This is a genomic window from Pseudovibrio sp. Ad13 (genome assembly GCF_001623225.1).
Lineage (GTDB): Bacteria > Pseudomonadota > Alphaproteobacteria > Rhizobiales > Stappiaceae > Pseudovibrio.
Genome location: NZ_LMCC01000005.1, coordinates 100132 through 123666 on the forward strand (window position 1 = coordinate 100132; position 23535 = coordinate 123666).

Annotated in this window: 22 protein-coding genes and 1 pseudogene; 6 read left to right on the forward strand and 17 right to left on the reverse strand. The window is 50.8% G+C overall.

What is annotated here, in order from left to right; all coding sequences use genetic code 11:
• Positions 1–301: 301 nt before the first annotated feature.
• From PsAD13_RS07305 to PsAD13_RS07315, 3 genes are read left to right on the forward strand one after another with little or no spacing between them, the layout of a single operon-like run.
• On the forward strand, positions 302–970 hold the full coding sequence (locus tag PsAD13_RS07305; protein WP_063305136.1) for an XRE family transcriptional regulator: 669 nt from the start codon (positions 302–304) through the stop codon (positions 968–970).
• 54 nt (positions 971–1024) lie between these two features.
• Positions 1025–2149 carry a cupin domain-containing protein gene (locus PsAD13_RS07310; protein WP_063305135.1) on the forward strand — a complete coding sequence of 375 codons (1125 nt, stop codon included), beginning with the start codon at positions 1025–1027 and terminating at the stop codon, positions 2147–2149.
• 29 nt (positions 2150–2178) lie between these two features.
• Complete coding sequence (locus PsAD13_RS07315) at positions 2179–3411, forward strand: aminotransferase class V-fold PLP-dependent enzyme (RefSeq protein WP_082831197.1); 1233 nt, start codon at positions 2179–2181, stop codon at positions 3409–3411.
• Positions 3412–3559: 148 nt separating this feature from the next.
• Here the strand turns inward: PsAD13_RS07315 and PsAD13_RS07320 are convergent, their stop codons facing one another.
• From PsAD13_RS07320 to PsAD13_RS07400, 17 genes and pseudogenes are all read right to left on the reverse strand, one after another.
• Positions 3560–5344: an IucA/IucC family protein gene (locus PsAD13_RS07320; protein ID WP_084404663.1), complete on the reverse strand. Its 1785-nt coding sequence runs from the start codon at positions 5342–5344 to the stop codon at positions 3560–3562.
• Positions 5341–6399 carry a GNAT family N-acetyltransferase gene (locus PsAD13_RS07325; protein WP_084404664.1) on the reverse strand — a complete coding sequence of 353 codons (1059 nt, stop codon included), beginning with the start codon at positions 6397–6399 and terminating at the stop codon, positions 5341–5343. The genes PsAD13_RS07320 and PsAD13_RS07325 overlap by 4 nt, the downstream gene beginning before the upstream one ends.
• Positions 6386–8053, reverse strand: a complete 1668-nt coding sequence (locus PsAD13_RS07330) for an IucA/IucC family protein (protein WP_193777034.1) — start codon at positions 8051–8053, stop codon at positions 6386–6388. Before PsAD13_RS07330 ends, PsAD13_RS07325 begins: the two co-directional genes overlap by 14 nt.
• 211 nt (positions 8054–8264) lie before the next feature.
• Positions 8265–9605, reverse strand: a complete 1341-nt coding sequence (locus PsAD13_RS07335) for a SidA/IucD/PvdA family monooxygenase (protein ID WP_063317742.1) — start codon at positions 9603–9605, stop codon at positions 8265–8267.
• A gap of 22 nt (positions 9606–9627) precedes the next feature.
• The gene (locus PsAD13_RS07340; RefSeq protein WP_063317743.1) at positions 9628–10809 is read right to left on the reverse strand and encodes an MFS transporter; all 1182 of its coding nucleotides are present in this window, start codon (positions 10807–10809) and stop codon (positions 9628–9630) included.
• Between the two features lie 369 nt (positions 10810–11178).
• Positions 11179–11334, reverse strand: a pseudogene (locus tag PsAD13_RS28280) (IS3 family transposase); the annotation flags it as partial.
• Positions 11335–12047: 713 nt separating this feature from the next.
• Complete coding sequence (locus tag PsAD13_RS07350) at positions 12048–13313, reverse strand: NAD(P)/FAD-dependent oxidoreductase (RefSeq protein WP_063317745.1); 1266 nt, start codon at positions 13311–13313, stop codon at positions 12048–12050.
• A 105-nt stretch (positions 13314–13418) separates the two neighbouring features.
• Positions 13419–14120 (reverse strand): c-type cytochrome, encoded by a 702-nt coding sequence (locus PsAD13_RS07355; protein ID WP_063300056.1) that lies wholly within the window; start codon positions 14118–14120, stop codon positions 13419–13421.
• Entirely contained in the window at positions 14117–15172 is a 1056-nt protein-coding gene (locus PsAD13_RS07360; protein WP_063317746.1) for a c-type cytochrome, read from the reverse strand. The genes PsAD13_RS07355 and PsAD13_RS07360 overlap by 4 nt, the downstream gene beginning before the upstream one ends.
• A complete protein-coding gene (gene soxC, locus PsAD13_RS07365; protein ID WP_063317747.1) occupies positions 15156–16421 on the reverse strand; it encodes a sulfite dehydrogenase in 1266 nt (421 codons plus the stop codon). Before soxC ends, PsAD13_RS07360 begins: the two co-directional genes overlap by 17 nt.
• A 39-nt stretch (positions 16422–16460) precedes the next feature.
• On the reverse strand, positions 16461–18143 hold the full coding sequence (gene soxB / locus PsAD13_RS07370) for a thiosulfohydrolase SoxB (RefSeq protein WP_063317748.1): 1683 nt from the start codon (positions 18141–18143) through the stop codon (positions 16461–16463).
• A 138-nt stretch (positions 18144–18281) separates the two neighbouring features.
• A complete protein-coding gene (gene soxA, locus PsAD13_RS07375) occupies positions 18282–19124 on the reverse strand; it encodes a sulfur oxidation c-type cytochrome SoxA (RefSeq protein WP_057463826.1) in 843 nt (280 codons plus the stop codon).
• Between the two features lie 27 nt (positions 19125–19151).
• Positions 19152–19481, reverse strand: a complete 330-nt coding sequence (soxZ, locus tag PsAD13_RS07380; protein ID WP_057463825.1) for a thiosulfate oxidation carrier complex protein SoxZ — start codon at positions 19479–19481, stop codon at positions 19152–19154.
• Between the two features lie 23 nt (positions 19482–19504).
• The gene (gene soxY, locus PsAD13_RS07385) at positions 19505–19939 is read right to left on the reverse strand and encodes a thiosulfate oxidation carrier protein SoxY (protein WP_063317749.1); all 435 of its coding nucleotides are present in this window, start codon (positions 19937–19939) and stop codon (positions 19505–19507) included.
• 128 nt (positions 19940–20067) lie between these two features.
• Entirely contained in the window at positions 20068–20526 is a 459-nt protein-coding gene (gene soxX / locus PsAD13_RS07390) for a sulfur oxidation c-type cytochrome SoxX (protein ID WP_063317750.1), read from the reverse strand.
• Between the two features lie 128 nt (positions 20527–20654).
• Positions 20655–21227 carry a thioredoxin family protein gene (locus PsAD13_RS07395; RefSeq protein WP_063317751.1) on the reverse strand — a complete coding sequence of 191 codons (573 nt, stop codon included), beginning with the start codon at positions 21225–21227 and terminating at the stop codon, positions 20655–20657.
• 64 nt (positions 21228–21291) lie between these two features.
• Complete coding sequence (locus PsAD13_RS07400; RefSeq protein ID WP_063317752.1) at positions 21292–22029, reverse strand: cytochrome c biogenesis protein CcdA; 738 nt, start codon at positions 22027–22029, stop codon at positions 21292–21294.
• A 60-nt stretch (positions 22030–22089) separates the two neighbouring features.
• On the opposite strand from PsAD13_RS07400, the gene PsAD13_RS07405 reads away from it, so the two are divergent.
• From PsAD13_RS07405 to PsAD13_RS07415, 3 genes are all read left to right on the forward strand, one after another.
• The gene (locus PsAD13_RS07405; RefSeq protein WP_244275122.1) at positions 22090–22467 is read left to right on the forward strand and encodes a thioredoxin family protein; all 378 of its coding nucleotides are present in this window, start codon (positions 22090–22092) and stop codon (positions 22465–22467) included.
• Between the two features lie 64 nt (positions 22468–22531).
• Positions 22532–23038 carry a heme-binding protein gene (locus PsAD13_RS07410; protein WP_063317753.1) on the forward strand — a complete coding sequence of 169 codons (507 nt, stop codon included), beginning with the start codon at positions 22532–22534 and terminating at the stop codon, positions 23036–23038.
• Between the two features lie 146 nt (positions 23039–23184).
• Positions 23185–23532, forward strand: a complete 348-nt coding sequence (locus PsAD13_RS07415) for a metalloregulator ArsR/SmtB family transcription factor (protein ID WP_063287076.1) — start codon at positions 23185–23187, stop codon at positions 23530–23532.
• The last annotated feature ends 3 nt before the right edge of the window (positions 23533–23535 follow it).

The following is a 23535-nucleotide window of genomic DNA, read 5'->3' on the forward strand; positions in this document are numbered from 1 at the left end:
TGATTTCAGCTATCTCCTCCAATATCGGAGATTCTTACTGCTACAAACGGCGTAATAAGTAAAAACACTTGCATATGCGCAAGATGCTGTCAATCACCTCTCCAGAAGTGCAAGTGTCCTCACAGACAGCTGTTTTCCTGTTTTGATGGTAGGGAGATATCATCAGAAGTCACTCACTTGTTCTGGCATCTGAGCCAAATGCTATTTCATATTTCAATTATGAAATTCTCTTGCGCTAATGAAATTAGTCATTCTATTGTGTGGCACAACACTTATATGCACGAACAAACAAGTAATCTAAATGAGCGAGGCGTTATCTATTTTGCGACGTGAAACAAATAATACGGCAGCGATCTCTGGAAAGCCTACGAACGCGAAGAGGCAAGAGAAACTGCACATTGGCGAGCGCGTGAAAACCTTCCGCAAAGCATTGCAGTTATCACTCAGTGAGCTCTCCATACAGACTGGAATTTCAGAGGCGACATTGTCCCGAGTGGAGAATGATCAAACGCTGATGAGTGCTGCCAATCTTTATGTTTTGTCGCAAGCTCTCAATGTAGATATGTCTGCATTTTTTGAAAACCCGGCAAGTCCGGCTCGCAGTGGCATTCGCAGCATCACCCGCAAAGGGCAGGGCGTTTTTCTGGAAACAGAACGCTATAGTGCGCAGGTGTTGAGTAACGACATCACCAACAAAATGATGAACCCAGCCATTGATATTGTAGCAGGGCGAACTCTGGAAGAGGTTGGCGGATTGCATGCTCATCCGGGTGAAGAGTTTTTGATTGTGCTGGAGGGAAACTTGCATTTGCATTCAGAACACTATGCCCCTCTGCTCCTGGAGGCAGAAGACTCCATCTATTTCGATAGCTCAATGAAGCATGCTTACGTTTGTGCTGGTGATACTCCGGCGCGTATTTTGGTAATCGCGACGATTGATGCCACGCACATCAAAAGTGAGGGTGAATAAGCACCACGCGTTCAATTTTATTTATCACATTTGAAATTCTGGGAGGGACGTCAAGTGGCACAGTTAGAAACCAAGACAGATCATATTGCATCTGCTGAAATTCGGTTGCCAACCAACGATCTAAAGGAAGATTTGCCGTTTTTCAGCAAGATCCTCGGTATGAAGCTGGATATGATTTTCCCAGCTGATAATCCTGCTATTGCGGTGATGTCCGGTCACGGTCTTCGGGTGCGCCTGGAAAAAGGTGCATCAGAGCAACCAGGAACACTGCGTTTGCTATGCAAAGAGCCTGCTGATTTTGCTGAAGGGCAAACCGAACTGATCGCGCCAAATGGCACTAAGATTGAGATTGTTGATGCCTCTCCTGCGCTGGAAATGCCCAAAACCCAGCACTCTTTCATTGTCAGGCATATGATTGACAATGATCCGTGGGTGATTGGCCGCGCTGGTATGCAGTATCGTGACCTGATCCCGGATCGTCTGGGTGGCAGTATTATTGCCTCTCACATCCGCATTCCAGATGCAGGCCCTGTTCCGGATATGGTGCATTATCATACCGTTGGGTTTCAGTTGATTTTTTGCTATCGCGGCTGGGTCCGGCTTGTTTATGAAGATCAAGGTGAGCCTTTTATCCTCAAAGCTGGCGACTGTGTTATCCAACCTCCAGAGATTCGGCATCGTGTACTGGAATCCTCTGGTGAGCTTGAGGTGATCGAAATTGGCGTTCCCGCAGAACATATCACCAGCATTGATCACGAGATGGACTTGCCGAATGGAACTGTGAACCCAGAACGCGAGTTTCAGGGGCAAAAATTTGTTCATCATCAATTGGATAGCGCCATATGGCAGCCCCATCGCCTTGATGGCTTTGAATGCAGAGATACAGGCATTGGTTTAGCAACAAAACAGGTTGCCAATGTGCAAGTCGCCCGTGCAACGACGGGGCCATCTGGGGCTGTTACCAGTCACACCTCGGATATCTTGTTCTCTTTTGTCATGGAAGGCAGCGTTACCCTGGTCAATGAAGAGGGCAAAGCCCATCAATTGAAAGCTGGAGATGCGTTTGTCATACCGCCAACGATGAAAACATCTCTGCTGAATGGTTCTGATGATCTCGAGATTTTGGAAGTCTCGTTGCCGGGAGGCTTTGAGACCAAGCTTCACGACGTTACCCCTTAAACGGCTTCGCTGCCTCCATACATCTTATTATGAAGATTGGAAATCCAGTGAATTATCAAGATATTATAGCGCTTGACGATAACGATCCGCTCAAACACTGCAAGGAGTTGTTTGAAGAACGGCCTGGCGTCATACATTTAGACGCGAACTCTCTAGGATCTATGCCAAAGTCAGTTCCGGCGCATCTTGCACATGTGTTTCAAAGTGAATGGGCGGATGAACGCAGTGCAAGTTGGGCAGCGGCCAGTTGGATGGCCCGGCCTATGCAAATTGGTGCTGCGATAAGTCGTTTAATTGGCGCTGCTCCAGAAGACACGCTTGCCTATGACAATACCACGCTAAACCTGTTTAAGTTGCTGACGGATGCACTGAAGCTTAACCCGGATCGCCAGGTGATTTTGAGCGAGACGACCACATTCCCCACCAACCTTCACGTAGCGCAAGGCCTGGAGAACGCACACAGCGACCAGCTGAAAGTGGCCTATGCGGACCCAGATTTAGACATTCTTGATGCCATCACTGAGGATGTTGCAGTCGTTTATCTGTCTCAAGTGGATTACCGCTCTGGTCGCCGTTTCAATATGGAGCAAATCAACACCAAAGCCCGTTCTGTAGGCGCATTAACACTTTGGGATCTTTCTCATTCTGCGGGCGCTATTCCGCTGGATGTTGAGGGCACACAAACAGATTTTGCGGTTGGATGTGGTTACAAGTATTTGTGTGGCGGTCCTGGTGGTCCTGCATGGTTATACATCAACAAAAAGCATCAGAATAAGATTTGGCCGGAGATCTCTGGTTGGATCGGTCATGCAAATATATTTTCATTTTCTGAGCAGTTTGAGCCAGCTGAAGGCGTGTTGCGCCACATGACCGGATCTCCGCAGGTGATTGCAAATGAGATTTTTTGGTGTGCAGCAGAGATCTGGAACTCGGTTGACCCGCATCAGGTTTGGGCCAAGCATCGTTCTTTGAGTGAAACACTGGTTACACTAATCAAAGAACAATGCGGTGATTTTGGTGTCCAACTTGCGTCCCCTGAAAATTACGATGAACGCGGCGGGCATGTATGCGTTCGCATTCCGGGAGATGGAAGCAAAATCGTTGAAGCGCTTAAGAAGAAGAACATAACCTCTTCTTTCCGTTCTCCGAATGCAGTGAGATTTGGTCTGTCACCGCTCTATCATTCACACGCAGATTTGTGGGAGGCAACACAACAACTTCGTGCTGTTCTGGAAGAGCAGGCAATGGCTACGCAAGCCTGATTTGTAAGAGGGGCGTTTCTGCGAGACGACAAACTCGTTGATTGTAGCTCTCCTCTGATCGCTTCTTGTTGGGTTCTAGCCAACTTCTTCATTGTCAGAGATTAGGCAGAGAGGCAGCTCCATCAGATTGCAGAGCTGCCTTTTCATCTTAGCAGAGTAGGGGATTACTCAAATCTATACCAAGCGCAGGCAAGGGGCGTTCAGTGCTGTCACCATATCCAATTTCAAAGCGTACCTTGTTGATGCACACTTTAGGAATGGTTGGTGCAAAAAGCTCAAATGTCTTAAAGCGCGCGTCATATCCCGGATTAGCGGCAATATAGCTCTTCAGCGTATCTGTAAGAATTTGGTAGAAACATGTCTCAGTCATCTGCTCGGCTTGCGCCAGTGAAGATGACAGAAATCTGAGCACCGTGACGAAGTGAGCGGTTTGAATGTCATGCACAATGTAAGCTGGTGGCTTTGCTGGCAGTAATGTGCGCAGTTCATCACTTAGATCGCACTGCTCAGGGTAAACCTCATTTACGAGATCAACATCTCCTTGCAAATCTTTGATCGCCATACCGACAGGTACATTGTCTTCCAGAACAACTGTTATGTTCTGTCCGTGAGCAATAAAACCAAGCCCATATACGCAGAGCATGTGATAAAGTGGCACAACGGTGACTTCAAACAACTTTTGCAGCCAATCCGCTAAATCAAGATCTGCCTTTTGCGCGAGATGAGCAGCCAGGGGAACGCCTGAACCATCTTTGTGCAACAAGGCAGCGTAAAGATAAGCTTTGCGATTTGGTCCCACTTTGTAGTCTGCAGGTTCCCGCCAGATTACCCCCAAAGTTTCATCATGCTGATAGGGAATATCGCGAAGCTGCTGGTAAAACGGATGGCGATACCATACACCGCGCAGTTCTTTTAGAATGAAAACCTTATTCTTCAAGTGATCATCTGATTGAACAATTCCATCCAACCACTCAGATAAGTCAGCTCCATGAGCGATGTATTTTCCAGGAATTCCTCGCCATGCTGACGTGTTCAGGATTGTCAGAGCAACCTTTACATCTGGGCTTTCAGGGCGGTCCAGACTGGTGAGCGTCCGCAAAGATGGGCCCGAAACATAGCGTCCGCCAAAAGTACCCAGCAGGATCAGGTCTGCTGTTTGTAGATCATTGATGTACGTTTGTTGGAGCACATGATCCCATTGCCAGGGGTGTACAGGAATGAGACAGTAGCTTTCTAGAGTACCTCCTTTGCTTTTCAGAGTGTCCATTAGTTGCGCCATTTCAGTTGCGCCTAAGGTGTCTTTCAGAAAGCTTTTTTCTGCATGGATATCACTATCGCTGATCTCGCAGTTCTCACGGCGAGCAGCAAGCCATAACAACTCGATCGGTTGTCGACTCTCCGGCGCAAAGCGGGCGACATCCTCTGCTCCCCAACCAAGGCGACCTTTGTTTGCTACGGCTTTTGGATGCCCTTCCAGCAGCGCGTGTAACTCATATGGTTGCATCTGGAGGAGCGTGTCAGCATCATAACCTTCGCAGGATTGAGCCAGAAATAAATCCTGACGCAGAGTGTTGGACATTTCACGCAAAAAGGTGGCCAGTGTTTCCGGTCTCATTCCAAGTTCGGCCTGTGCATCCACTGAGAATTGAAGAGGAGACAATGGTAGTGTCAATGCGGGAGTCCGAGTGATACTGCCTGCATCCACCCAGAGGTTCCCCCAGACCATGGTTTGCGCCTGAAACGTGTAGAGTACACCTGAGGCAAGGCGTAGCTCAAAAGTTTCGCCGCCAGTACAAGTGGGGTTTAAAACTTCTTCATAAGTTAGTTCACTAAGTAACTTTGCGAGCGCTGTCTGGCAGACTTTTGGCCATAAGGGCGAGGGACTCGTCGTGTCCACCACCATTGTGCTGCAATGCTGTTTGTTGAGGATCATAAACGAACCTCCTCAAAAAAACGTTCCCGCCGACAGCACATGAGTGCCGAGCGTTTATGCGGGAAATCGAATTCCATGAGTTTTTCATAGGCAAGAGAATCTGCATAGGAGAGCAGTTTGGCGTTATCCACCCGAGGCTCACCCATTATGTTATCAGTCAGCGGGCAGTCCAAGAAAAGATAGTGTGTCAGCCCGCGCAACCAAGCGCCGGTTTTTACTTTGCCTAGGTGCCTGCGTTCACCAATCAACCCATGCCAGCCTCTGTCGTAACTTTGAGAGGCGTAATAGGGGCCGAGCCGATCCTCTCGCACCCAATAAGTTTCGAAATAACCTGCTTCCTCACCATTAAAACAACCAATTAGTGGATAGGTGTGGGGTTTGGCCTGTAATGTTTCCAGGTACGCCTTCAGCTCATCTTTAGATTTTGCCAGCTCCCAGAAATATGCGACACGGCCATCGTTCATCCAGCGATGAAACCTGTCCAGATCACGGTCTATGTCAACGGCACGAAACGATACGACCACGTCAGCAACGGGGTCATAACGCTCGTAGCACAGCCCGGTTGGATGTGGTGGTCTTAATGGATGATCCCGACCATCTGGCCCCTCGACCAAACCGGTGCGAAGGCGACCTGTGGATCTGTGAAGGAGCCAGAGTTGTGGGTTTTGATAGAAGCCAGAGCGATACACTTGATACTGCCCATTTGCTACTGCAAGAAATGGCAAGTCTCGTGGATCAATAGTATCTGCTGGCAGGCTGATTTTCAGAGTTTCTATCTCTGAATGCGACGAAAAGCATGCCTCCAGACACAACAATACTGCTTCTAGTTTTTCTTCTTGAGAACCTTTCAAATAGAATGAAAAACTCAGGTTTGCCTCTGTCGCATTCTCCAGATGAGCACAGGCAAAAGCTTTGGTGTCACGCAACACGGTTAGCTGTCCGCCATTCCAATCTTCGGATGTAACAACCTGAGCAAATCTGCAATCAGAGGAGCTATCATGTGTTTTATGGGCAATCGAAAGTGATGAGCCAATAGGCATCCTATGCAATGTCATCGCTATTTCTCTTGTTATTAAATGGGTTAGCTATTTTGAAGAATGTTGCGAGCTGGCCAGCTCCGTCGCCCGATGCTTCGTTTACGTTGCTAAGGCTAGTGCGATAGTTACCCTTACTGACCAATGTTGGAGAGGTCAGCAGATAGTCATAAAAGGCTGGATCGCCGGTTGTACTTTGAGCTGCAGCTTTAAATCTTCTGCGAAGCGTGTCATAGGCGCGGGCCTCGTCCATCAAGCCATCAATAACCAGAGTGCTCACGGTGTGGAGTAGGTTATTGACAATCACGTAATAGCAAAGCAGCTCATCACCAAGCTCAGGAGGGACCACATTTTCAGCATTTTTGCCAATGTCAGGTACGTAGGCAGACAGTATGTCATGGTGGGTCGTTAGGTGACCTGTCCCCTGACAATCCCTGACATAAAGATGAGCGGGCATGCCATCTTCCAGTGCAATCATCATATTTTGCTGATGAGAGCCGAACAGCAGACCGTAGGTAGCGCGAATATCAAGCAGAGGCAGGATAGCCACTTGCATGAATGCATCCAGCCAGCGTTCTGCCAATTCCTGAGGGGAGCGTGCTTTTTTTGCCGCCTGCCTATAAATTAAGTCACCAATTGGGGATGGAGCACCAAGTTGAGGTTCACATAAACTGGCGAGCATGGCGGGGCCGGTTTGTGTCGGTTCATGGAACGGATTGTCCCGCAAGACTACAAAACTATCCTCCAGTGCGCCGCCGTCTTCATCTTGCAGAGCAACATATCCGGGCTCAGTAAGGATGGTCAGATTTGGGAAATCACTTGCCAACTTGTCCCCCAAAGCACCTGAGAGCAGCTCTGCCATTTGCACACCGCGTTCAACCTCCTTGCGAGCAAGTACTCTTTTTGAGTTTGTTAGCCGCATGGAAAGTGAAAACTTAAGCATGTACGGCGCCTTGAAAGCGTGTACTCCGCGCATTGATGCGGTTGCTGCAAATGGCTTGCCAATTGACCCATAGGGTCTGAGAAAACCCTGCTGTATCCATCGGAGAACTTGAGGACGAGCCAATAAACGTTCTGCCTGCCATGGGTGCCAGGCAATAGGCACGTAACCTTTGTCAACTTTAGTCCGCAGTGTTTCCGGCAAGGTTTCATCACTCTTGGCAAGGTTCTGGCACATGTCAAAAGCAGTTGTTTGCACACCAGAACCTGAAACCAGGATCGAACGATCTGCCAAGACCCAGAATAAAGGAAATTGCCCCTTTAATTCAGGCGATAACAACAAGGCATCGGCTTTGGTCAGCTCGTCTCTGCTACGCGGGTTTGGATGGGTCGGATGGCCGGAAATAAGCGCTTGCTCAGCGTCCTGAAAATTCCAGTTCTCTGCAGCATGAGGAGAGTTGTTGGCGTCCAGCTCATAAGCTTGCATTTGAGCCTGATGACTATCCAACACCCTCGATAAAAGCGTAAACTGCTTTTCGCTGTGCTCACCGCTGATTGTACTATCTGTAATAAGTGCAGTCAGCGCACTCATGAGGCTAACAGGCTTGCAATGCCCCTCGCTGTTCCAGAGGTAAAAAGGCAGCTGTATTTCAAATCGAGCAGCCGTATGGTGAGGGACTTGCAGCAACAAGCGATCATTGTTTTGCAGAGGAAGACAAACTGTATCCTCACTCAAACATAAAAGCTCTTTTTGCGCGTGTGATAAAAAGGACCAGCCTGACCATTCGCGCAAGAGCGCATTTAAGAATGCACTTGCAGTGGCTTGCTCAGCCCTTTGTGAAGGTGTCGGAGGTACAGACACAGGACGATTGTTTGCCTGAGTGTAAACTAAGGTTTTGTTCATGGCGAACCTGATGAATAGAGCAATTAATGATTTAATCAGCAGTTCAGGCTGGTATGACCTGATTTAAGATTTCCGCTCGTGGCACACTTGGCCAATCGATTAATTCGCTGTCTTCTTCCAGATCGAAGAGAGGCTCTCCAACAACAGCGTTCAATATGGTCGCACTCCTCCACGTCATGAGGCTCATTTGCGGATCCACAATGCCGTGAGAGGAAAGGCCGAGATTTAACCCAAAAATCTGAAGGTTTCTTGGTCCGTCCCATTGCAGTCGGTAGGATGCATCCAGTTCCGGCAGGCCATTTTCATCTAACGAAAGGCGCGGTAAGAGCGGCGTCATAAACTCCGGAAGCGCTGGCCTTGCCCCTGTCGCTAGTATGACCTGATCCACGTGCTGCGTTTCCGTCTGACCGCTGATCGTGGAGTTTGAGGTCAGCCGGTAGCCGGTTCCCTGCTGTTCCATGGCTTTTACGTCCCGTCCCGGCAGCAAGGTGATGGTGCAAGGATCCGCGCAAAGATGCTTGAGGCGATAGATTTCTGCATACAGCTCATCGACTGTGCTTGGGGTCAGGCCATCACTCGCGAGCTTCTGGTTTACCACTTCTTGTCGCTGGCTTTGCTTGGGCAGTGTCTGGTAGCTCTGAACATAAGCAGGTGTGAAAACCTGATCAACAAACCCACCTTCTTCTAGGGGGGAGAACCGGGGTAAATTGCTGATCCACTGGACTTCCAATGGAGCTGCTTGTTTGCTTGTCAAAAGGTCCAGAACAATTTCCGCACCGGTTTGTCCGCCACCAATTACTGCAATACGCTTACTTTTTGTCTGCCGTGCTTTGTTGAGGTAACCGCTTGCGTGAAAACAATTTTCACCCAAGTAAGGGGTCGCCCACTGCGGTACAAAAGGCTTCATGCCTGTACCCACAACAAGATTGGGAGTGTGCTCAACTCGTCCGTTTTCAAACGCCACAGATAGACGGTTGTCTTTTACCGAGATTTCCTGCGCAGTGTGGTTCCAATGAAGATTGTTCATCTTGCCAGCAGCCCATGCAAGATATTCATTAAACTCCACACGGGTTACTCCGGTGAAACGGCCAGCTAAAAAGTCATAGAACCTCTTCTTCTCAACCAGAAACGCCATAAACGAGTATGCACTGGTCGGTTGTACTGCTGTGACAAGGTCTTTCAAGAACGACGTTTGCAAAACAGATCGCGAAAACATCAATCCCTGATGCCAGCTGAATTCTGACTTGCTGTCAAAAAATGCTGTGCGAATGCGTGATGAGCTCTGTGCCAGTGCGGCAACGCTCAAATTGAACGGCCCTATGCCTAGTCCGATCAGGTCATAAACTGGTTGCGAATTCTTCGGCATCTTGACGATCTGGGACATCTCAAGGCTCCTTTGTGTTCTGTCAAATATCAGAGGGACGCAAAGGTCGCGCAACTGGCTTGTGGCTGATCACGAACCCGGAACCACCTACGCAAAAAACAAGTGCGATTATGGTGGCAAATGAAAAAGTTAAGGTCAGGCTCGTCTCTCCACCAAAGCCGCCAAGAAGGGAGCCTGTGGCTAGTCCGGCAAACTGAGAACAGGAAAGAGTGGTCGACCCTTTTGCTTTGAGTGAAGCTGGCAATCGTTTCAGCAAATATACTGAATTAGTAGCTGCGAGCAGTGCTGCTGAAGCGCCAATGATAGCTGCACTCATTGCAATAAAAGAAAGCGTATGCGCTATGCAAAGCAGACTGAGGCCTGCCGTAAAGCTAATTGCGCTGGTGATTTGCACAATGCCTGCATGCTTGCGAAAGATTGGTAAGAGGCCCAACTGAGCGACCAACCCGCTTAGAACAGCAGCGGTAAGACAATAACTTGCAACAGTGGTTGCCTGAGTTGAGTTTAGTTGCATGCTTTCTTTTATGAGCGGGCCAAGCAGCACATATGTTGCACCAAGACACAACTGCAGAGCAAATCCAATTAAAAGCGCAGTTTTGGGAAGTGTGATCCGGTTTTTGTATTCGTTGCTCTTTTTGCATTTTGTCGTTGCTGGTGATGACTGCTTAAGTGCGAAAAATAAGCAAACTGCATAGACTGGAATCGGAGCAACGAGTGGAGCGACACCTCCAAGAAGCAAGAGCGGAGCCACAGCGGCGTTTCCCGCAAGTCGTCCAAGACCTGTCATAGAACTCAAACGACCTATCGGAGCTAGAAGCTTGGAAGAATTTTGCGAATTTCTTGCGAGTATCGCTTGAGTAAGCGGAAGGAGAGCTGGAACTGAAATGCTATAAGCAATTCGGGCCGTAATGAGGACAGTTAATCCGAGAAGAGGTGAGATTATAGCATAGCTGACTAGCATAAAGCTGACCGCAATTGCAGACACGCTTAAGACCGCGAAACTCAGTATGATCTTCAAGGCACCGAGAGCTCCGATATATGCTTCTATTCGTCCCCAAGCAGGCAAACTGATTGCGGTTGCCATCAAACCTGTTCCTACAACAACCCCAATCATACTGAGTGTCAGGTCAAAGACATCTTGCAGTAACGGCACCATGACCACCAGACACGCTTGATGGAATGTACTCGCCGCAATGGCAGGCATAGTTATCGAAGGTTTAAACAATGGAGACCACTATTCTCAATACAATCAGGAGGTGCGTATTAAATATGAGTCATACATTCAACTATAAGCCTGTGACCGCCCTGTCAAGCTGATCCGTCAAATATTGCAGGGCTTTAAAGAGAGTGTTTTTCTTGAAATACAGAAACTACCGCGGTTGCATAGTTGAGACGCAGTGCAAGAGGTTTAGACAGGAAATGACTTTCTATAAGTAGAGAACTATCAGTCAGGAGGGAGGAGATTTAAGGACTAAGTAGCTATTTTTATTTGGTTAAATAACATTGTATTGAGCGATTTCTTGTTGTTGATCAGCCAGCCAGCGTCTCTCAATAAGGCAGTTGTCCGACGTTAACCATACTGATGCGTCAGCTTAATCATATCCGCGATTAGGTGTCCTTCGTCCGCACGCTCAGGTGGAAACCGCCGCTACGTTGACCGATGTTGCACCAAAACGCGGCAAATACGCCGCTTAAAAACCTCGAACCGACTACGCGCATGATCAATGCAGGCCACCTATGTGAGGAGGTCGAAGGTTTCCTGATACGGCTTCCTTCAAGATCAGCTTTGTTTGGCGCACGGCCTGGCGGAGGTGTCCCGAGTTGATCAGAGCTCTCTTTGATGGTGAAGTCAAACTCCTGCGCGACTAACGCAAATGATAGGCGGCGGATGTCTGCACGCATAAAACGGCGCTGACCACCAGAGTTGCGGCTGGCGGTGACGGCTTTGCGCTCCAATGTGCGTTCGTTTGCGTTATTAGCGTTGGGACTGCGTTGCTATGTTTATACTGCTCGCGAAAGTAGCTCTGGCAACACGTCAACGATAGACCGCGTTCTGTAGGATAACTCCAGCAGGCATTGGCTCAGCACTGATGCCACGAAAAGGGGATAGAATTAATCTATCCCCCCTATCTCAGATGAAGTCGATGAAATGCTCTGGAATGCACGCCGGGGATAAGTGATTTGAGCTCATTAAGTGCCAAGTGCAGTCAGCTAACAACAGCGTGACTCTACCCTGCCAGCTTGTGAACTCCTCACATGTACGGTGATAGCATGGCACCTTCCTGATACGTGCCCGCAGCTCTGAGGAACCAGCCAAATCAAGCGTCCTACACATAAGCAGGTGCTCAACTCACTTCAGCCAGTTCTGCCTCCTCCACCAAGACGCTCAGCAGTCCTTTCAGCATCACCTCAAACCCGCTGAGCGCTCCGCAACCCAGTTCCTTACCCAAACATGTCCGCAGTCATGCCAGCGTACCAGCCGAGGCTTTCCTCGTAGGTTTGCTTGCGCAGGGCGTCGTCCTCGTTGTTTTGGGAGATGAAGCCATCCACTTTGGCAATCTTCTCATCCGTGGCCACATAGCTTGCGCCAACCTTCACGCCGTTGTCTGGTGAGATCAGCGACCAACAGGTGTTGGAGAACCGTGGTTTGAACGCGCGGGAGCCGGTGAGGGCGTGACGGATCGCCATGGCGGCAGCTTTGGCCTGACTGTTGGCAGAGTAGCCGGACTTGGGCATATCACCGTTCTGGGTCGCATCACCAAGCACATGAATGTTTTCATCCATCTGGCTTTGCAGTGTTGCCGGAACGATCGGACACCAACCTGCCTCGTTGGTCAAACCAGCTTGTTGGGCAATGCTACCAGCCCGCATCGCCGGGATCACGTTGCAGACATCCGCTTTGATGGTCTCGTCTTCCAGCACAATTTCCATGGTGTTCGGGTCAACACGCTGAACACCTCCGGTAAACTCGTCGGTCAGCCAGTCCACCATACCTGTGTAGTGGTTCTCCCAGCCTTCCATGAACAGGCCTTGCTTGGAGAACTTCTCCTTTGGATCAAGAATGAGGATCTTGGCAGTCGGGTTTCGCTGCTTCAGCACATGAGCAACCATGGAGACGCGCTCATAAGGGCCGGGAGGACAGCGGTACGGGTTGGGCGGAGCGACCATGGCAAAGGTGCCACCTTCCGTCATAGCCTCAACCTGCGCCTTCAGCAGTTGGGTCTGTGTACCAGCTTTATAGGCGTGAGGCATCTTGGTCTGGGCAGTCACATCCCAGCCTTCAATCGCTCCTTTTACAAAGTCGATACCCGGAGACAGGACAAGGCGATCATAGGAGATGGCATCGCCGCCTGCGAGCCGAACCTCCTTTTTCTCACGGTCCACGTCAGAGGCCCAGTCATGCACGACGGTTACGCCATACTCACTGGCCAACGTGCCGTAGGAGTGTGCCAGCTTGGACATGGGTTGAAAACCGCCAATGGCCAGGTTGGAGAAGAAGCAGGTGTAGTAAGTACGGGAGGGTTCAATGAGGATCACCTCAATCGCACCATCAGAATCCTTGGCAATGTAACGGGCAGCCGTCGCCCCGCCAGCACCGCCGCCAATGATGACCACACGGGGCCGCTTTTGCCCAAGGGCGATAGGAGAGGACAAGAGCGCCGCGCTTGCCGCTGCAGTCCCTAAAAAACGACGTCGGTTCAGTCTCATATGTCAATTCCTCCCCTAAAGCGTATGCCCGGAAGTATCTCCGGTTTTGATAGGAATACGCGTGAAAACAATTATTTGAGCAAAGCCAGTCAAAAAGGTCCCGCTCTAATGCAATTCTTTAAAATAAGCCGCCAGCGCAGCAATCTCCTCCTCCGAGAGCCGTTTGGCGATCATCTGCATGACGGGATGAGGCCTATGCCCCTTTTTGTAGGCCCGCAGCGCAATCACAAAGTCTGGTTGCGACCATCCCGTGATGGAAGGGATCCCTTTGTCCGCTCCGCTGGATTGATGGCAACTGGTACATTCACCTGATAGATATTCGCCATATTCAGCATCTCCGTCCAGATAAGTTTCTTCGTGAAGACTTGGAGCATCCTGCTGCAAAAGGCTGGCAGAAGCCTCTGGAATGTTGGCAGGGCTCACGGAAAACTGGCGTAGATAAGCGAGCAGATCAGAGCGATCTTTTTCCTTTCTCATTCCCCGGTAGTTCATGCGTGTACCGGAGACGAGGTTCTTAGGGTTTTGAATGTAGATGTTCAGCGTGTCGATTGTCCAACGCAGGCCATCAGCGCCAGCACGCTTCATGGCCTTTGAATATGTCGCGCCTTCAATGGTTGCAGCCTTCCGGTCAAACACACCATTCAGGTGAGGGCCAATGCGGTTCTTGGCATCCTTGCCAACATCGTGGCATCGCAAACAAGCATTAAACAGGCGTTCGCCGCGCGCAATATCCTGAGCAGAGGCAACCGAAGTTGCCCCTGACAGAAAGCCAAGTGTGAGGGCGAGGGCAGGTATCAACGCTCTCATTGGGAGTGGCTCTTCAGGAATTCGATAAGAGCAATGCGGTCTTTTTCCTTCTTCAAACCAGCGAATGTCATTTTGGTGCCCTTCACAAACTTTTTCGGTTTGGTCAGGAAAACATCCAGATTTTCGTCAGACCAGACAAGGCCGTCGCCATTGAGCTTTTTCAGGGCCTTGGAGTATTTAAAGCCGGCAACCACAGCGGCCTGCTGACCGATGATATCGTTCAGGATCGGGCCAACCTTGTTCTTGGCTTTCTCTCCAACCTGATGGCAGGCCTTACATTTTTTGAAGACCTTAGCACCCTTCTTGATGAGTGCATCATCAAGAGCAACGGGCTCCGGAGCAGGCTCTGCAACTGGTGCTGGTTCTGCAGAAGCAACGTCTTCAGCCTTTGGGGCTTCAGTCGCAGCTGCTGCTTCCTCAGCTGCTTTCGTCTCTTCCGGTGTCACATCCAGAACCTGAGCCCGTGCGGTGATCTTGACTTCCGCTTTGCAGTCTTTCATGCAGACATCGCGTTTCTTGAAGACCGGCGACTCTTCGCGATCATCCATGTAAAAGCCGTCTTCATTTGGCAGGCGAACGGAGGTGAAGTTCTCCTGGCTCAGCTCAAAGTCATCCTCAACAAGATCGTTGGCGTAAAGCAGGAAGGCCGTGATGGCGTAGACTTCATCTGGCTTCAAAGACTGCGCCTCGCCAAACGGCATGGCGCGGTTCACATAGTCAAACACGGTTGAGAGATACGGCCAGTAAGAGCCGATGGTCTTAACCGGGCGATCGGATGTCAGCGTGCCGTCTCCGCCGGAAAGAACCGGCCAGCGATCAACACCCTCTGCGAAGTCACCGTGGCACACGGCGCAGCGCTCAGCAAAAATCTCTTCGCCTTGCTCCACGTTTCCGCGTCCTGCAGGCAATCCCTGTCCATCAGGGCGTACATCAATATTCCATGCGGCCACTTCAGCAGGGGTGGCTGCACGGCCGATATTGAAAGAACCGGCTGTCGCCGCGCTGGTGAGCAGCAGCGTTCCAGTCGCAAGAACACTAAGAAATTTCAACATTTTCCGCCTCACCATTTTCGCTAACGTACCAGGTGTGGATTCCGTTGTTGTGGTAGATGGAGTTTTCGCCGCGAACAGCGCGAAGCTCGTTTTTCGTTGGCTGGATGTAGCCCGTGGAATCGTGTGCGCGAGATTGCAGCAGCAGCGGCTTTCCATCCCAGTCAAACTCGAAATAGAAGCGATGCATGGACTTGTCGAAGCTCAGGCCATCCATTCGGGCAGCATGCCAGTTCTTGCCGCCGTCCAACGTGATGTCCACGCGCGGAATGGTGCCGCGACCAGACCATGCCAGACCAGTCAGGACCGTATGACCGCTCTTGTGCAGGATAGGGGCCTGAGGGCTTGGATTGGTGATGATGGACTTACAGTCCATTTCCCAGGTAAAGCGACGCGCCTTCCCGTTTTCCATCAGGTCAGTGTATTTGGAGGTCTCTTCCCTGTGGTGCCACGGCTCATCGCCCACCTCGATGCGGCGCAGCCACTTAATCCACATGTTGCCTTCCCAGCCCGGAACCACCAGTCGCAGCGGGTAGCCTTGCTCAGGACGCAGCGCTTCACCGTTCATCTTAAAGGCAACAAGGCAGTCATCCAGAGCCTTTTGCAAAGGAATGGAGCGGGTCATGGCAGAGGCATCAGCGCCTTCCGGCATCAACCACTTGGCGTTGGTCTTCAGGCCAGCTTCTTCCAGCAGCAACCGCAGTGGAACGCCGGTGTACATCACGTTATGGATCATGCCATGGGTGAACTGACAGCCGTTAAGCTGCGCCCCGCGCCACTCCATGCCGGAGTTAGCTGCACATTCCAGAAAGTAGATCCGGTTCTCCCGTGGGAAGCGCAGGATGTCTTCCATGGTGAACACAAGCTCTTTGTCCACCAGACCATTGATCATCAAACGATGCTGGGCAGGGTCAATATGAGCGGCCCCGCCATGGTGACGCTCAAAGCACAGGCCGTTCGGCGTGATGATGCCGTCCAGTTCATGCAGCGGGGTAAAGTTGATCGAACTCACGCGGTCAGCCGTCAGCCATTCCACAGTGCGCCGTTTCACATGCGCCTCATATTGCGAGGGCACGCCATAAGGCATGGCATCAACACCGTCTCCCAGCTCCTGCATCCATGGCTGCAGATTGGTGATGGCCGGGTCATTCGCCCGTGCTGGAAGTGCAGCGCCAGTCAAGGCAGCTCCACTCAGTAAGGCCCCGCCTTTCAGGAGGTTTCGGCGGGTAGGTGACTTTAGTCTTTCACTCATGTCAATTACTCGTCATCTCAAAATCTGTCAGGGTTCGCCTCACACGCCTGTAACGCGAACGGTAGAATTGGGGTCCATTGTGATGGTGCCTTTACGGCTGATGTAATCTTCAACCACTTGCCAGATCTCAGGCCCCTCGGTGTCTTCTCCAACAGAGGCCCAGCCCGAAACCACGTAGGTCTTGGCAGGATCAATGGTCTCGCCGGTTTTCAGCAGCGTCATGTTGGTCACGCGCTCACCCACCGGCTTAGAAACGTCGATGGAGTAACCCATGCCGCCCACGCGAACCATGTCACCACCCTGCTGGTAGTAAGGGTCCGGGTTGAACAGGTTGTCGGCCACATCCTCCAGAATTTCATGCAGGTATTGCCCGGTCATCTCAGAGCGGTAGGCATTTGGGTAGGTCATGCTGGTGGCATTGTGGATGTCTTCGCGGGTGATGTTGTCACCCGGCAGCAGGGATGGTCCCCAGCGGAAGCCCGGAGATAGCGCAATGTCTGCTTCCCGCTCCTCAATCAGCGCCTGACAGATCAGGTCATCCCACGTACCGTTGAAGTTGCCACGGCGGTAAAGCAGGCTGTCGGTTGTGCCGATGACTTCTTCCAGCTCTTCCTTGAACGGCGCGCGCTCTTTCTCTATCAGAGCTGCCATCTCAGGGTCGGGAGCAATCACATCGGCAAACACCGGGATCAGCTTGTAAGTGAAGTCTTTGATGCCGTTCTTGTCGACGTCAAGATCCAGACGAGACACAAATTTACCATTGGAGCCAGATGCGATGATCATGGTCTCACCGACCTTCACCGGCTCCGGCACCGCATCATGAGTGTGACCGCTCAGGATCACGTCAATGCCGGAAACCTGCTGTGCCACCTTGCGGTCTACATCAAAACCATTGTGGCTGAGCAGGACAACAACATCAGCGCCTTCCTGCTTCACTTCCGCAACCATCTCCTGAATACGCGCTTCACGAATGCCGAAGGAAAGGTTCGGGAACATCCAGCCCGGATTGGCGATTGGCATATAGGGGAAGGCCTGACCGATCACAGCAATCTTGGCCCCGCCACGCTCGAAAATCTTGTAGGGCTCGAACGCCGGTTCGTCCCACTCATTGTCAAAGATGTTGGCTCCCAAAAACGGGAAGGGCAGTTCCTCAACGATCTCGTTGACGCGATCAATACCGTAGGTAAACTCCCAGTGAGAGGTCATGGCATCCGGTTTGAGCGCGTTCATCAGGTTGACCATATCCTGACCTTCAGTGCGTAGCGCAGTCATGGACCCGTGCCACGTATCACCGCCATCCAGAAACAGCGCATCAGGACGTTCTGCCCGGATCGACTTCACGATGGTCGACACCCGGTCCAGCCCGCCCATCTTACCGTAGCTACGGGCCAATGAGACAAAATCCTCAGAGGTGAGGGCATAGGCTTCCGGCGTTCCGGTCTGGTAGTTGAACGCCTTCAGCAGGTCCTGACCAGTGATGTGCGGCAGCAATCCCTTTTGGGCACCCACACCAATATTCACGGAGGGTTCACGGAACCAGACAGGCTTCACCTGCGCATGACAATCCGTAAAGTGGATGATGGTCACATTGCCGGTGGTTTTGAAGTCCAGAAATTGGTTCTGTGTCAGGGCCTGACGCGCGGCCAGCACTGGCAAACTACCAGCCCCAAAAATAGCGGCTGCAGCGACACCAGCCTGCAAGAAATCACGGCGCGAGATCATCTCCGCACCCTCCGTAGGTTATTAGAATTTCGAAAATTGTTTTAGATCAGGAGGTTGCTGCATAAGAGCAACCTCCAAAACCACTATTTAGCATGAGCGAATTCTTATCACTTGATTTCTCAATCAAGTGGAATGCACCTAGTTACGAACAGATGGGGTCTCGACTGAAAGTCCCATCCCGCGAGATGTTACATAAGCTTCCAGAGCAATGAACTCATCACTTCCGCGTTTGTAAGGCTCAGCTCGCACCTGATCCATACAGCCTTTAAACCGGCGATGAATGGACCCAAGTCCGCCCCACTTCAGACGATACACCGGGAACCCGTTGATTTGCCCCTGACTCAAATGGTCAGCACGGATCATGTTGCCGTAATTGTCTTCGTGGCAGTTGGCACAGGCCATATTCAGCAGGCCAACACGGGTGTAGTAAAGCTCTTCACCCTTCTTGACCCAGTCAGCAATCGGCCCGTCAGTCTTCATGGCAACTGGCATGCCACGAGATTGCAAACCGATCAGAGCCGTCATGGCCAGCATCTCGGCGCTCTCCCATTTCCACGGCTCTGCTCCCTGATGCGTCTCGATGGACGCATTGATCAGCATTTCCATGGTGGCAGGCTTGCCCATCTCGTCATTCCAGCGCGGCAACTTGGTCCGCAAACCGGTAAAGTTATCCGCATCTCCATGACAATCCGCGCAGGATTGATTGGATTTGCCAGCGGGCGTTTCCCAAATTTCCTCAGCATACTCAATGGCCACAAAAGCTGGATTCTCAAAGTCATCCATTTGCAGTGCCTGAGTTTCAGCAGAGCGAAAACGCCAGCCTGAAATCAACTCGTCCAGTGGATGGTCATCCGCCGGAACAGCAGTGGTTGCAATTGTTTCGCCATCGATGACAAGTTCGCGTCCGTCATCTGCAAGCGCAGCAGTGCTAAGTGTGCCGAAAAGAAGCCCCCCAGCGAGTATTGAAACCGTCCTTTTCATACCCTTCTCCTCCCAAAGAATGGCTGCCTAGGCGACCGTGATTTTCTTTTCCATGTCGTAGACCGAGCCGTCATCATCCGTCCATTCAAACCGAACCGCTCCAGACTCTGGAATCCGCATCTGAAACTCGATGTAAGGGTTCGCAGAAACAGAAGGTTCAATATCTGCCATGAACACGGGCTCGCCATTAAAGCTGGCAGCAAACTTATTGATGATCTTGCGTGGAATGGTCTCGCCGGTTTTCTTGTCCTTGCGCTGACCAGATTCCATCGGATGCGAGATCAGTGTCTTGATGGTCACGACCTCGTTTACGCTTGCCTTTTTAGGCACTTTGACGCGTGGTTTTACCTTTGCCATGTGTTTCTCAATGCCTTTTCTGATTAACCGCCGCAGCCACCGATGGTGACCTTGACACTACGCTTTGTCATGATGGCGGACCCGTCCGGCATCTTTGCAATGGCGACAATGTCCTGCGTTTTCGCAAGGCGAATACGGGTCTTGGCTTCCTGAGCGCCGGAAAGAGCGCTGAAATGGAATGTCGCAACACCCGGGCTCGGGTTGCCTGCTGCAAGCAGCATGATGGAGGTTGCACCCGGCGCAGACACTTCAATCGGAACAGTGTTCCCGTTTTCAGCAATCTCTGGTGCACCAATGGCAATGTCACCGCTTCCCGGCTTCGCGCCGCCAGTGAACTCCATAATTGCATCTTCAACAGCATTGCCTGCTGCAAACGCAGGCGCGGTAAAACGCAGTGTCGTCAGAGCGGCTGCGCCTCCCACTGCCAAACCAAGCGCTTCACGTCTGGTAACAGTCATTAAAAATCCTCCTTGGAGCGTATCTCCCCAACAGGCGCTGAGCACTCTTTGGGAAAATACGCTTAAGCAATAATTCTGGGCGTGATGCACAACTGGTCAGCAATGCAGCACGCTCAAGGCAAACGCGCCTATTCTTTCAAAGTCGCCAGATAAGCGACGATGTCTTCAACTTGCTCTGCTGAAAGAATGGTCTTTCCCGCAAACTCCTTTGCCACGCGGTTCAAACCTTCGCTCTTGTAGAAGGCAGGCATAATGGTCGCTTCCCCGAAGACTTCCTTCGAGTTGACAACAATCGCCCGCAATTCCGCGTCGGTGTAGGTGTCTCCGATACCCTCAAGGTACGGACCTATCTCTCCGTGGAATTGCTCTTCAGCAAGATCATCATTCGCGTGACAGGCAAGGCAGTTTCCCAGTTTACGGTTGGCGAACCATTCCCGTCCCTTGGCTGGGTCACCAACCGCTCCGGTCAAAGACACCGGCACAGCTGCCTCGACAAATTGAACGTTACCTGGAGCAACAACTCCGGCAACGGCACTTCCTGAAATCAGCAGCGTTGCAGCCGCTATAGTTTTGGCAATCGCCTTCATTGCTCCCTCCCAATTGCAGCGATTCAATTTTTTTATGCTACTCATATACGTAGAAACACTCAACTTAAAATTCACATAATTGAATATGTTAATATATCGACCTTAGTCTAAATAGTTGAGTGAAAACGCTATTCTGAGGCTGCTTTTTGTTTCAAAAATTCACGTGCATGAAATTTTTGAAAATGTTCTTCGCCCTCATAGCCCTTCTGTTTGATCCAGCGGAGCATGTTGAGGGTGGTCCATTTTCCAAATGAACCAGGCATAGTCTGCACAGAGGCAGTCCCTGCTGTTCTGTTTGTCCCAACCTCTTCAGGTAGGAACAGGAAGGTGGGGGTGAACACAACGCCCCAGCGACGTGCGATGTTCTTCTCGGTTTGAACTTCCCCGTCGAAGTCCGTCACCTCTTCATCGCCAAACAGGTTCATCTGAACCACGAAGTAGTTGTCTTCAATGAACTTGCGAACCTCTGGATCGCTGAAGACATTCTTATGCAAGCGGGAGCAGTAAATGCAGCCGCGTTGCTCAAAGAGAATAACCATGCGTTTGCCTTCTTCATTGGCAGCAGCAAGGTCCTCTCTAAGGTCTTTGAAGGTAAGGCGAAGCCATGGTTGTTTGTGGAGACCGTCCTCTCCAACCTCAGCAAAGCTCAGCGTCATGCTGGCGAAAATCATCGCTGCAGCAAGCATTAGTTTTTTAAGCATCGATCCCTCCCATAACGCACCGCACCCGAGAACTCCTCTATGGTTTTCGAAAGATAGACACGTCTCAGCTTAAAGATGTCAGTCCTGGCGCATACTCAATCATTTGTTCTGCAATCCAGGAAACGGTGTTTGTCCCGATCAACACCGCAAAAATAATCAAAAGAACGCCCATGCCTTTTTCGATGGCACCAAGGTACTTCCGAAAACGACCCATGAAACTCAGGAATGGCTTTGAAAAAACAGCTGCCAGAATAAACGGTAGCGTCATGCCAACCCCATAAGCAAACAGCAGCAACATGCCCTGAGAAACATCATCACTGGCACCAGCGGTAAACAGAATAGTCGCCAGAACCGGACCAACACAGGGCGTCCAGCCAAAGGCAAAGGCCATCCCCACAAAGTAAGCACCAATGATTCCAGCAGGGGCTGATGAGCTATCGAGTCGGGCTTCTCTCAGCAGCAGATTGAGCCGGATGATGCCGACAAAATGGAGGCCAAGAACAAAGATGACAGCAGCAGCCATGTAGCGCAGCACATCAAACCAGTCTCGCAGCAACTGGCCGAAGACTGTTGCTGTCGCGCCAAGGCCAACAAAGATTGTGAGAATACCGGCAGCAAAGAAAAAGGACGTAAAAACAACACGTCGCTGGATGGCGGGGGTGACCCCATCACCGGAAAGCTCGTTCATTCCAATGCCTGCAATGTAGCAAAGGTAGAACGGCACAATCGGTAAAATACAAGGCGATAGGAACGAGAGTAACCCCGCGCTCCCCGCCGCAATGATAGTTAGATCTGGATACATATGGGCACTTGCTAAAAACACATTCTATTATTAGAATATTTAGATATCATAGATTTTAAAATGTCAATCGTGGATATCATGAGCAATTTTGGTTGGATCTCATTTGTTATTTTCGCCCTTCTTTTCAGCAGTGCCCAAGCAGCTGGTTCAACCATGAAATTGCTCATGGTCGAGGATGAAATCTGTCCTTGGTGTGAACGCTGGGAAAAGGAAATTGGTGGAGCCTACGGTAAAACAGAGGAGGGGCAAATAGCCCCTTTGATGCGGATGGATATTGATGATCCGATTCCCAAAGACGTGACTCTGAAAGGAAAGGCGCGGTTTACGCCAACCTTCATCCTTTTAATTGACGGTGCCGAAGTCCAGCGGATTGAAGGTTACCCGGGAGAAGACTTCTTCTACCCCGCCCTGAACCAGATGCTTCAGTCTGCTCAATAACAATATTGAAAAGAAATTCATCTTTCCCGGTCAGTCCGGGGCATAACTCAGTTGGGAGAACTCAATGAAATCAGTCATCACAGGGGCGGCATTACTCGCAGTGTCCGCAGGCTTCAGCGTTGCGCAGGCAGAAGATGAATCCGCCTTTGTCAGCTTCAAGTCTTTGAAGCCGGAAATTGCCATGAAGCTTGCCGTTGCCACCATGGAAGCCTGCCGTGAAGGGGGCTATCAGATCTCTGCTGTTGTCGTTGATCGCTTCGGCCAGACACAAGCAGCAATCCGGGATCGGTATGCTGGCGTTCATACGGTCGACACAGCACGCGGAAAAGCGTGGACTGCGGTAAGTTTCCGCGGGTCTACACTGGAAATTCAGCAAGGGATCAAGGCAGGAAATCTGTCGGCAGGTCTGCGTGATATCCCTGGTGCTGTGGCACTGGGTGGTGGTCTTCCTGTCGAATCTGCGGGTGCTATTGTTGGCGGAATTGGTGTCTCCGGTGCGCCCTCTCCAAAAGTTGATGAAGAATGTGCCCAAAGTGGCCTAGAGGAAATCTCGGATTTGCTGGACTTCTAAAAGGTATTCGCTGTGCAATGGTTGAAAAATGATTGCATTCGGCGTATGCCACCACTTCAAAGGTGTGCTGTAAGGTCAGCTGTAATTTATTCAACTTTAACTGACCTTGCTCACTCCGTTCCAAATGGTCTGCAGGATTTGGTTTAATGGCTATACCCATGATTGAACGTGGGATGAAAGAAGAAGACATCGAGCGCATGGTTGGCCATGCCAAGGATGCAACTGATTTCCTGAAAGCATTGACACACGAAGGCCGATTGATGATCCTGTGTCATCTCGTTACGGGCGAAAAGTCTGTAACAGAGCTGGAGCAGCTTCTGTCGTCTCGTCAGTCTGCGGTCAGTCAGCAACTTGCACGTTTGCGCTTGGATGGTCTGGTAAATTGCCGAAGGGACGGTAAGGCAGTCTATTACAGCCTCAAGGATGAACGGGCAGCTCGGGTTCTGGACCTGATTTTCGAGTTGTTCTGCACCGAAGAAAACAGCGATAAATAAAAT

Bases quoted from the DNA above. Each gene is read 5' to 3' on its own strand.
- PsAD13_RS07320 (WP_084404663.1), bottom strand. From the start codon at position 5,344: ATGATCCTCAACAAACAGCATTGCAGCACAATGGTGGTGGACACGACG.
- PsAD13_RS07405 (WP_244275122.1), top strand. From the start codon at position 22,090: ATGTCAATCGTGGATATCATGAGCAATTTTGGTTGGATCTCATTTGTT.
- PsAD13_RS07395 (WP_063317751.1), bottom strand. From the start codon at position 21,227: ATGCTTAAAAAACTAATGCTTGCTGCAGCGATGATTTTCGCCAGCATG.
- PsAD13_RS07410 (WP_063317753.1), top strand. From the start codon at position 22,532: ATGAAATCAGTCATCACAGGGGCGGCATTACTCGCAGTGTCCGCAGGC.
- PsAD13_RS07340 (WP_063317743.1), bottom strand. From the start codon at position 10,809: ATGCCTGCCATTGCGGCGAGTACATTCCATCAAGCGTGTCTGGTGGTC.
- PsAD13_RS07350 (WP_063317745.1), bottom strand. From the start codon at position 13,313: ATGAGACTGAACCGACGTCGTTTTTTAGGGACTGCAGCGGCAAGCGCG.
- soxX (WP_063317750.1), bottom strand. From the start codon at position 20,526: ATGAAGGCGATTGCCAAAACTATAGCGGCTGCAACGCTGCTGATTTCA.
- PsAD13_RS07315 (WP_082831197.1), top strand. From the start codon at position 2,179: ATGAAGATTGGAAATCCAGTGAATTATCAAGATATTATAGCGCTTGAC.
- PsAD13_RS07325 (WP_084404664.1), bottom strand. From the start codon at position 6,399: ATGACATTGCATAGGATGCCTATTGGCTCATCACTTTCGATTGCCCAT.
- PsAD13_RS07400 (WP_063317752.1), bottom strand. From the start codon at position 22,029: ATGTATCCAGATCTAACTATCATTGCGGCGGGGAGCGCGGGGTTACTC.
- soxB (WP_063317748.1), bottom strand. From the start codon at position 18,143: ATGATCTCGCGCCGTGATTTCTTGCAGGCTGGTGTCGCTGCAGCCGCT.
- PsAD13_RS07355 (WP_063300056.1), bottom strand. From the start codon at position 14,120: ATGAGAGCGTTGATACCTGCCCTCGCCCTCACACTTGGCTTTCTGTCA.
- PsAD13_RS07415 (WP_063287076.1), top strand. From the start codon at position 23,185: ATGGCTATACCCATGATTGAACGTGGGATGAAAGAAGAAGACATCGAG.
- soxY (WP_063317749.1), bottom strand. From the start codon at position 19,939: ATGACTGTTACCAGACGTGAAGCGCTTGGTTTGGCAGTGGGAGGCGCA.
- PsAD13_RS07360 (WP_063317746.1), bottom strand. From the start codon at position 15,172: ATGTTGAAATTTCTTAGTGTTCTTGCGACTGGAACGCTGCTGCTCACC.
- PsAD13_RS07335 (WP_063317742.1), bottom strand. From the start codon at position 9,605: ATGTCCCAGATCGTCAAGATGCCGAAGAATTCGCAACCAGTTTATGAC.
- PsAD13_RS07305 (WP_063305136.1), top strand. From the start codon at position 302: ATGAGCGAGGCGTTATCTATTTTGCGACGTGAAACAAATAATACGGCA.
- soxZ (WP_057463825.1), bottom strand. From the start codon at position 19,481: ATGGCAAAGGTAAAACCACGCGTCAAAGTGCCTAAAAAGGCAAGCGTA.
- soxC (WP_063317747.1), bottom strand. From the start codon at position 16,421: ATGAGTGAAAGACTAAAGTCACCTACCCGCCGAAACCTCCTGAAAGGC.
- soxA (WP_057463826.1), bottom strand. From the start codon at position 19,124: ATGAAAAGGACGGTTTCAATACTCGCTGGGGGGCTTCTTTTCGGCACA.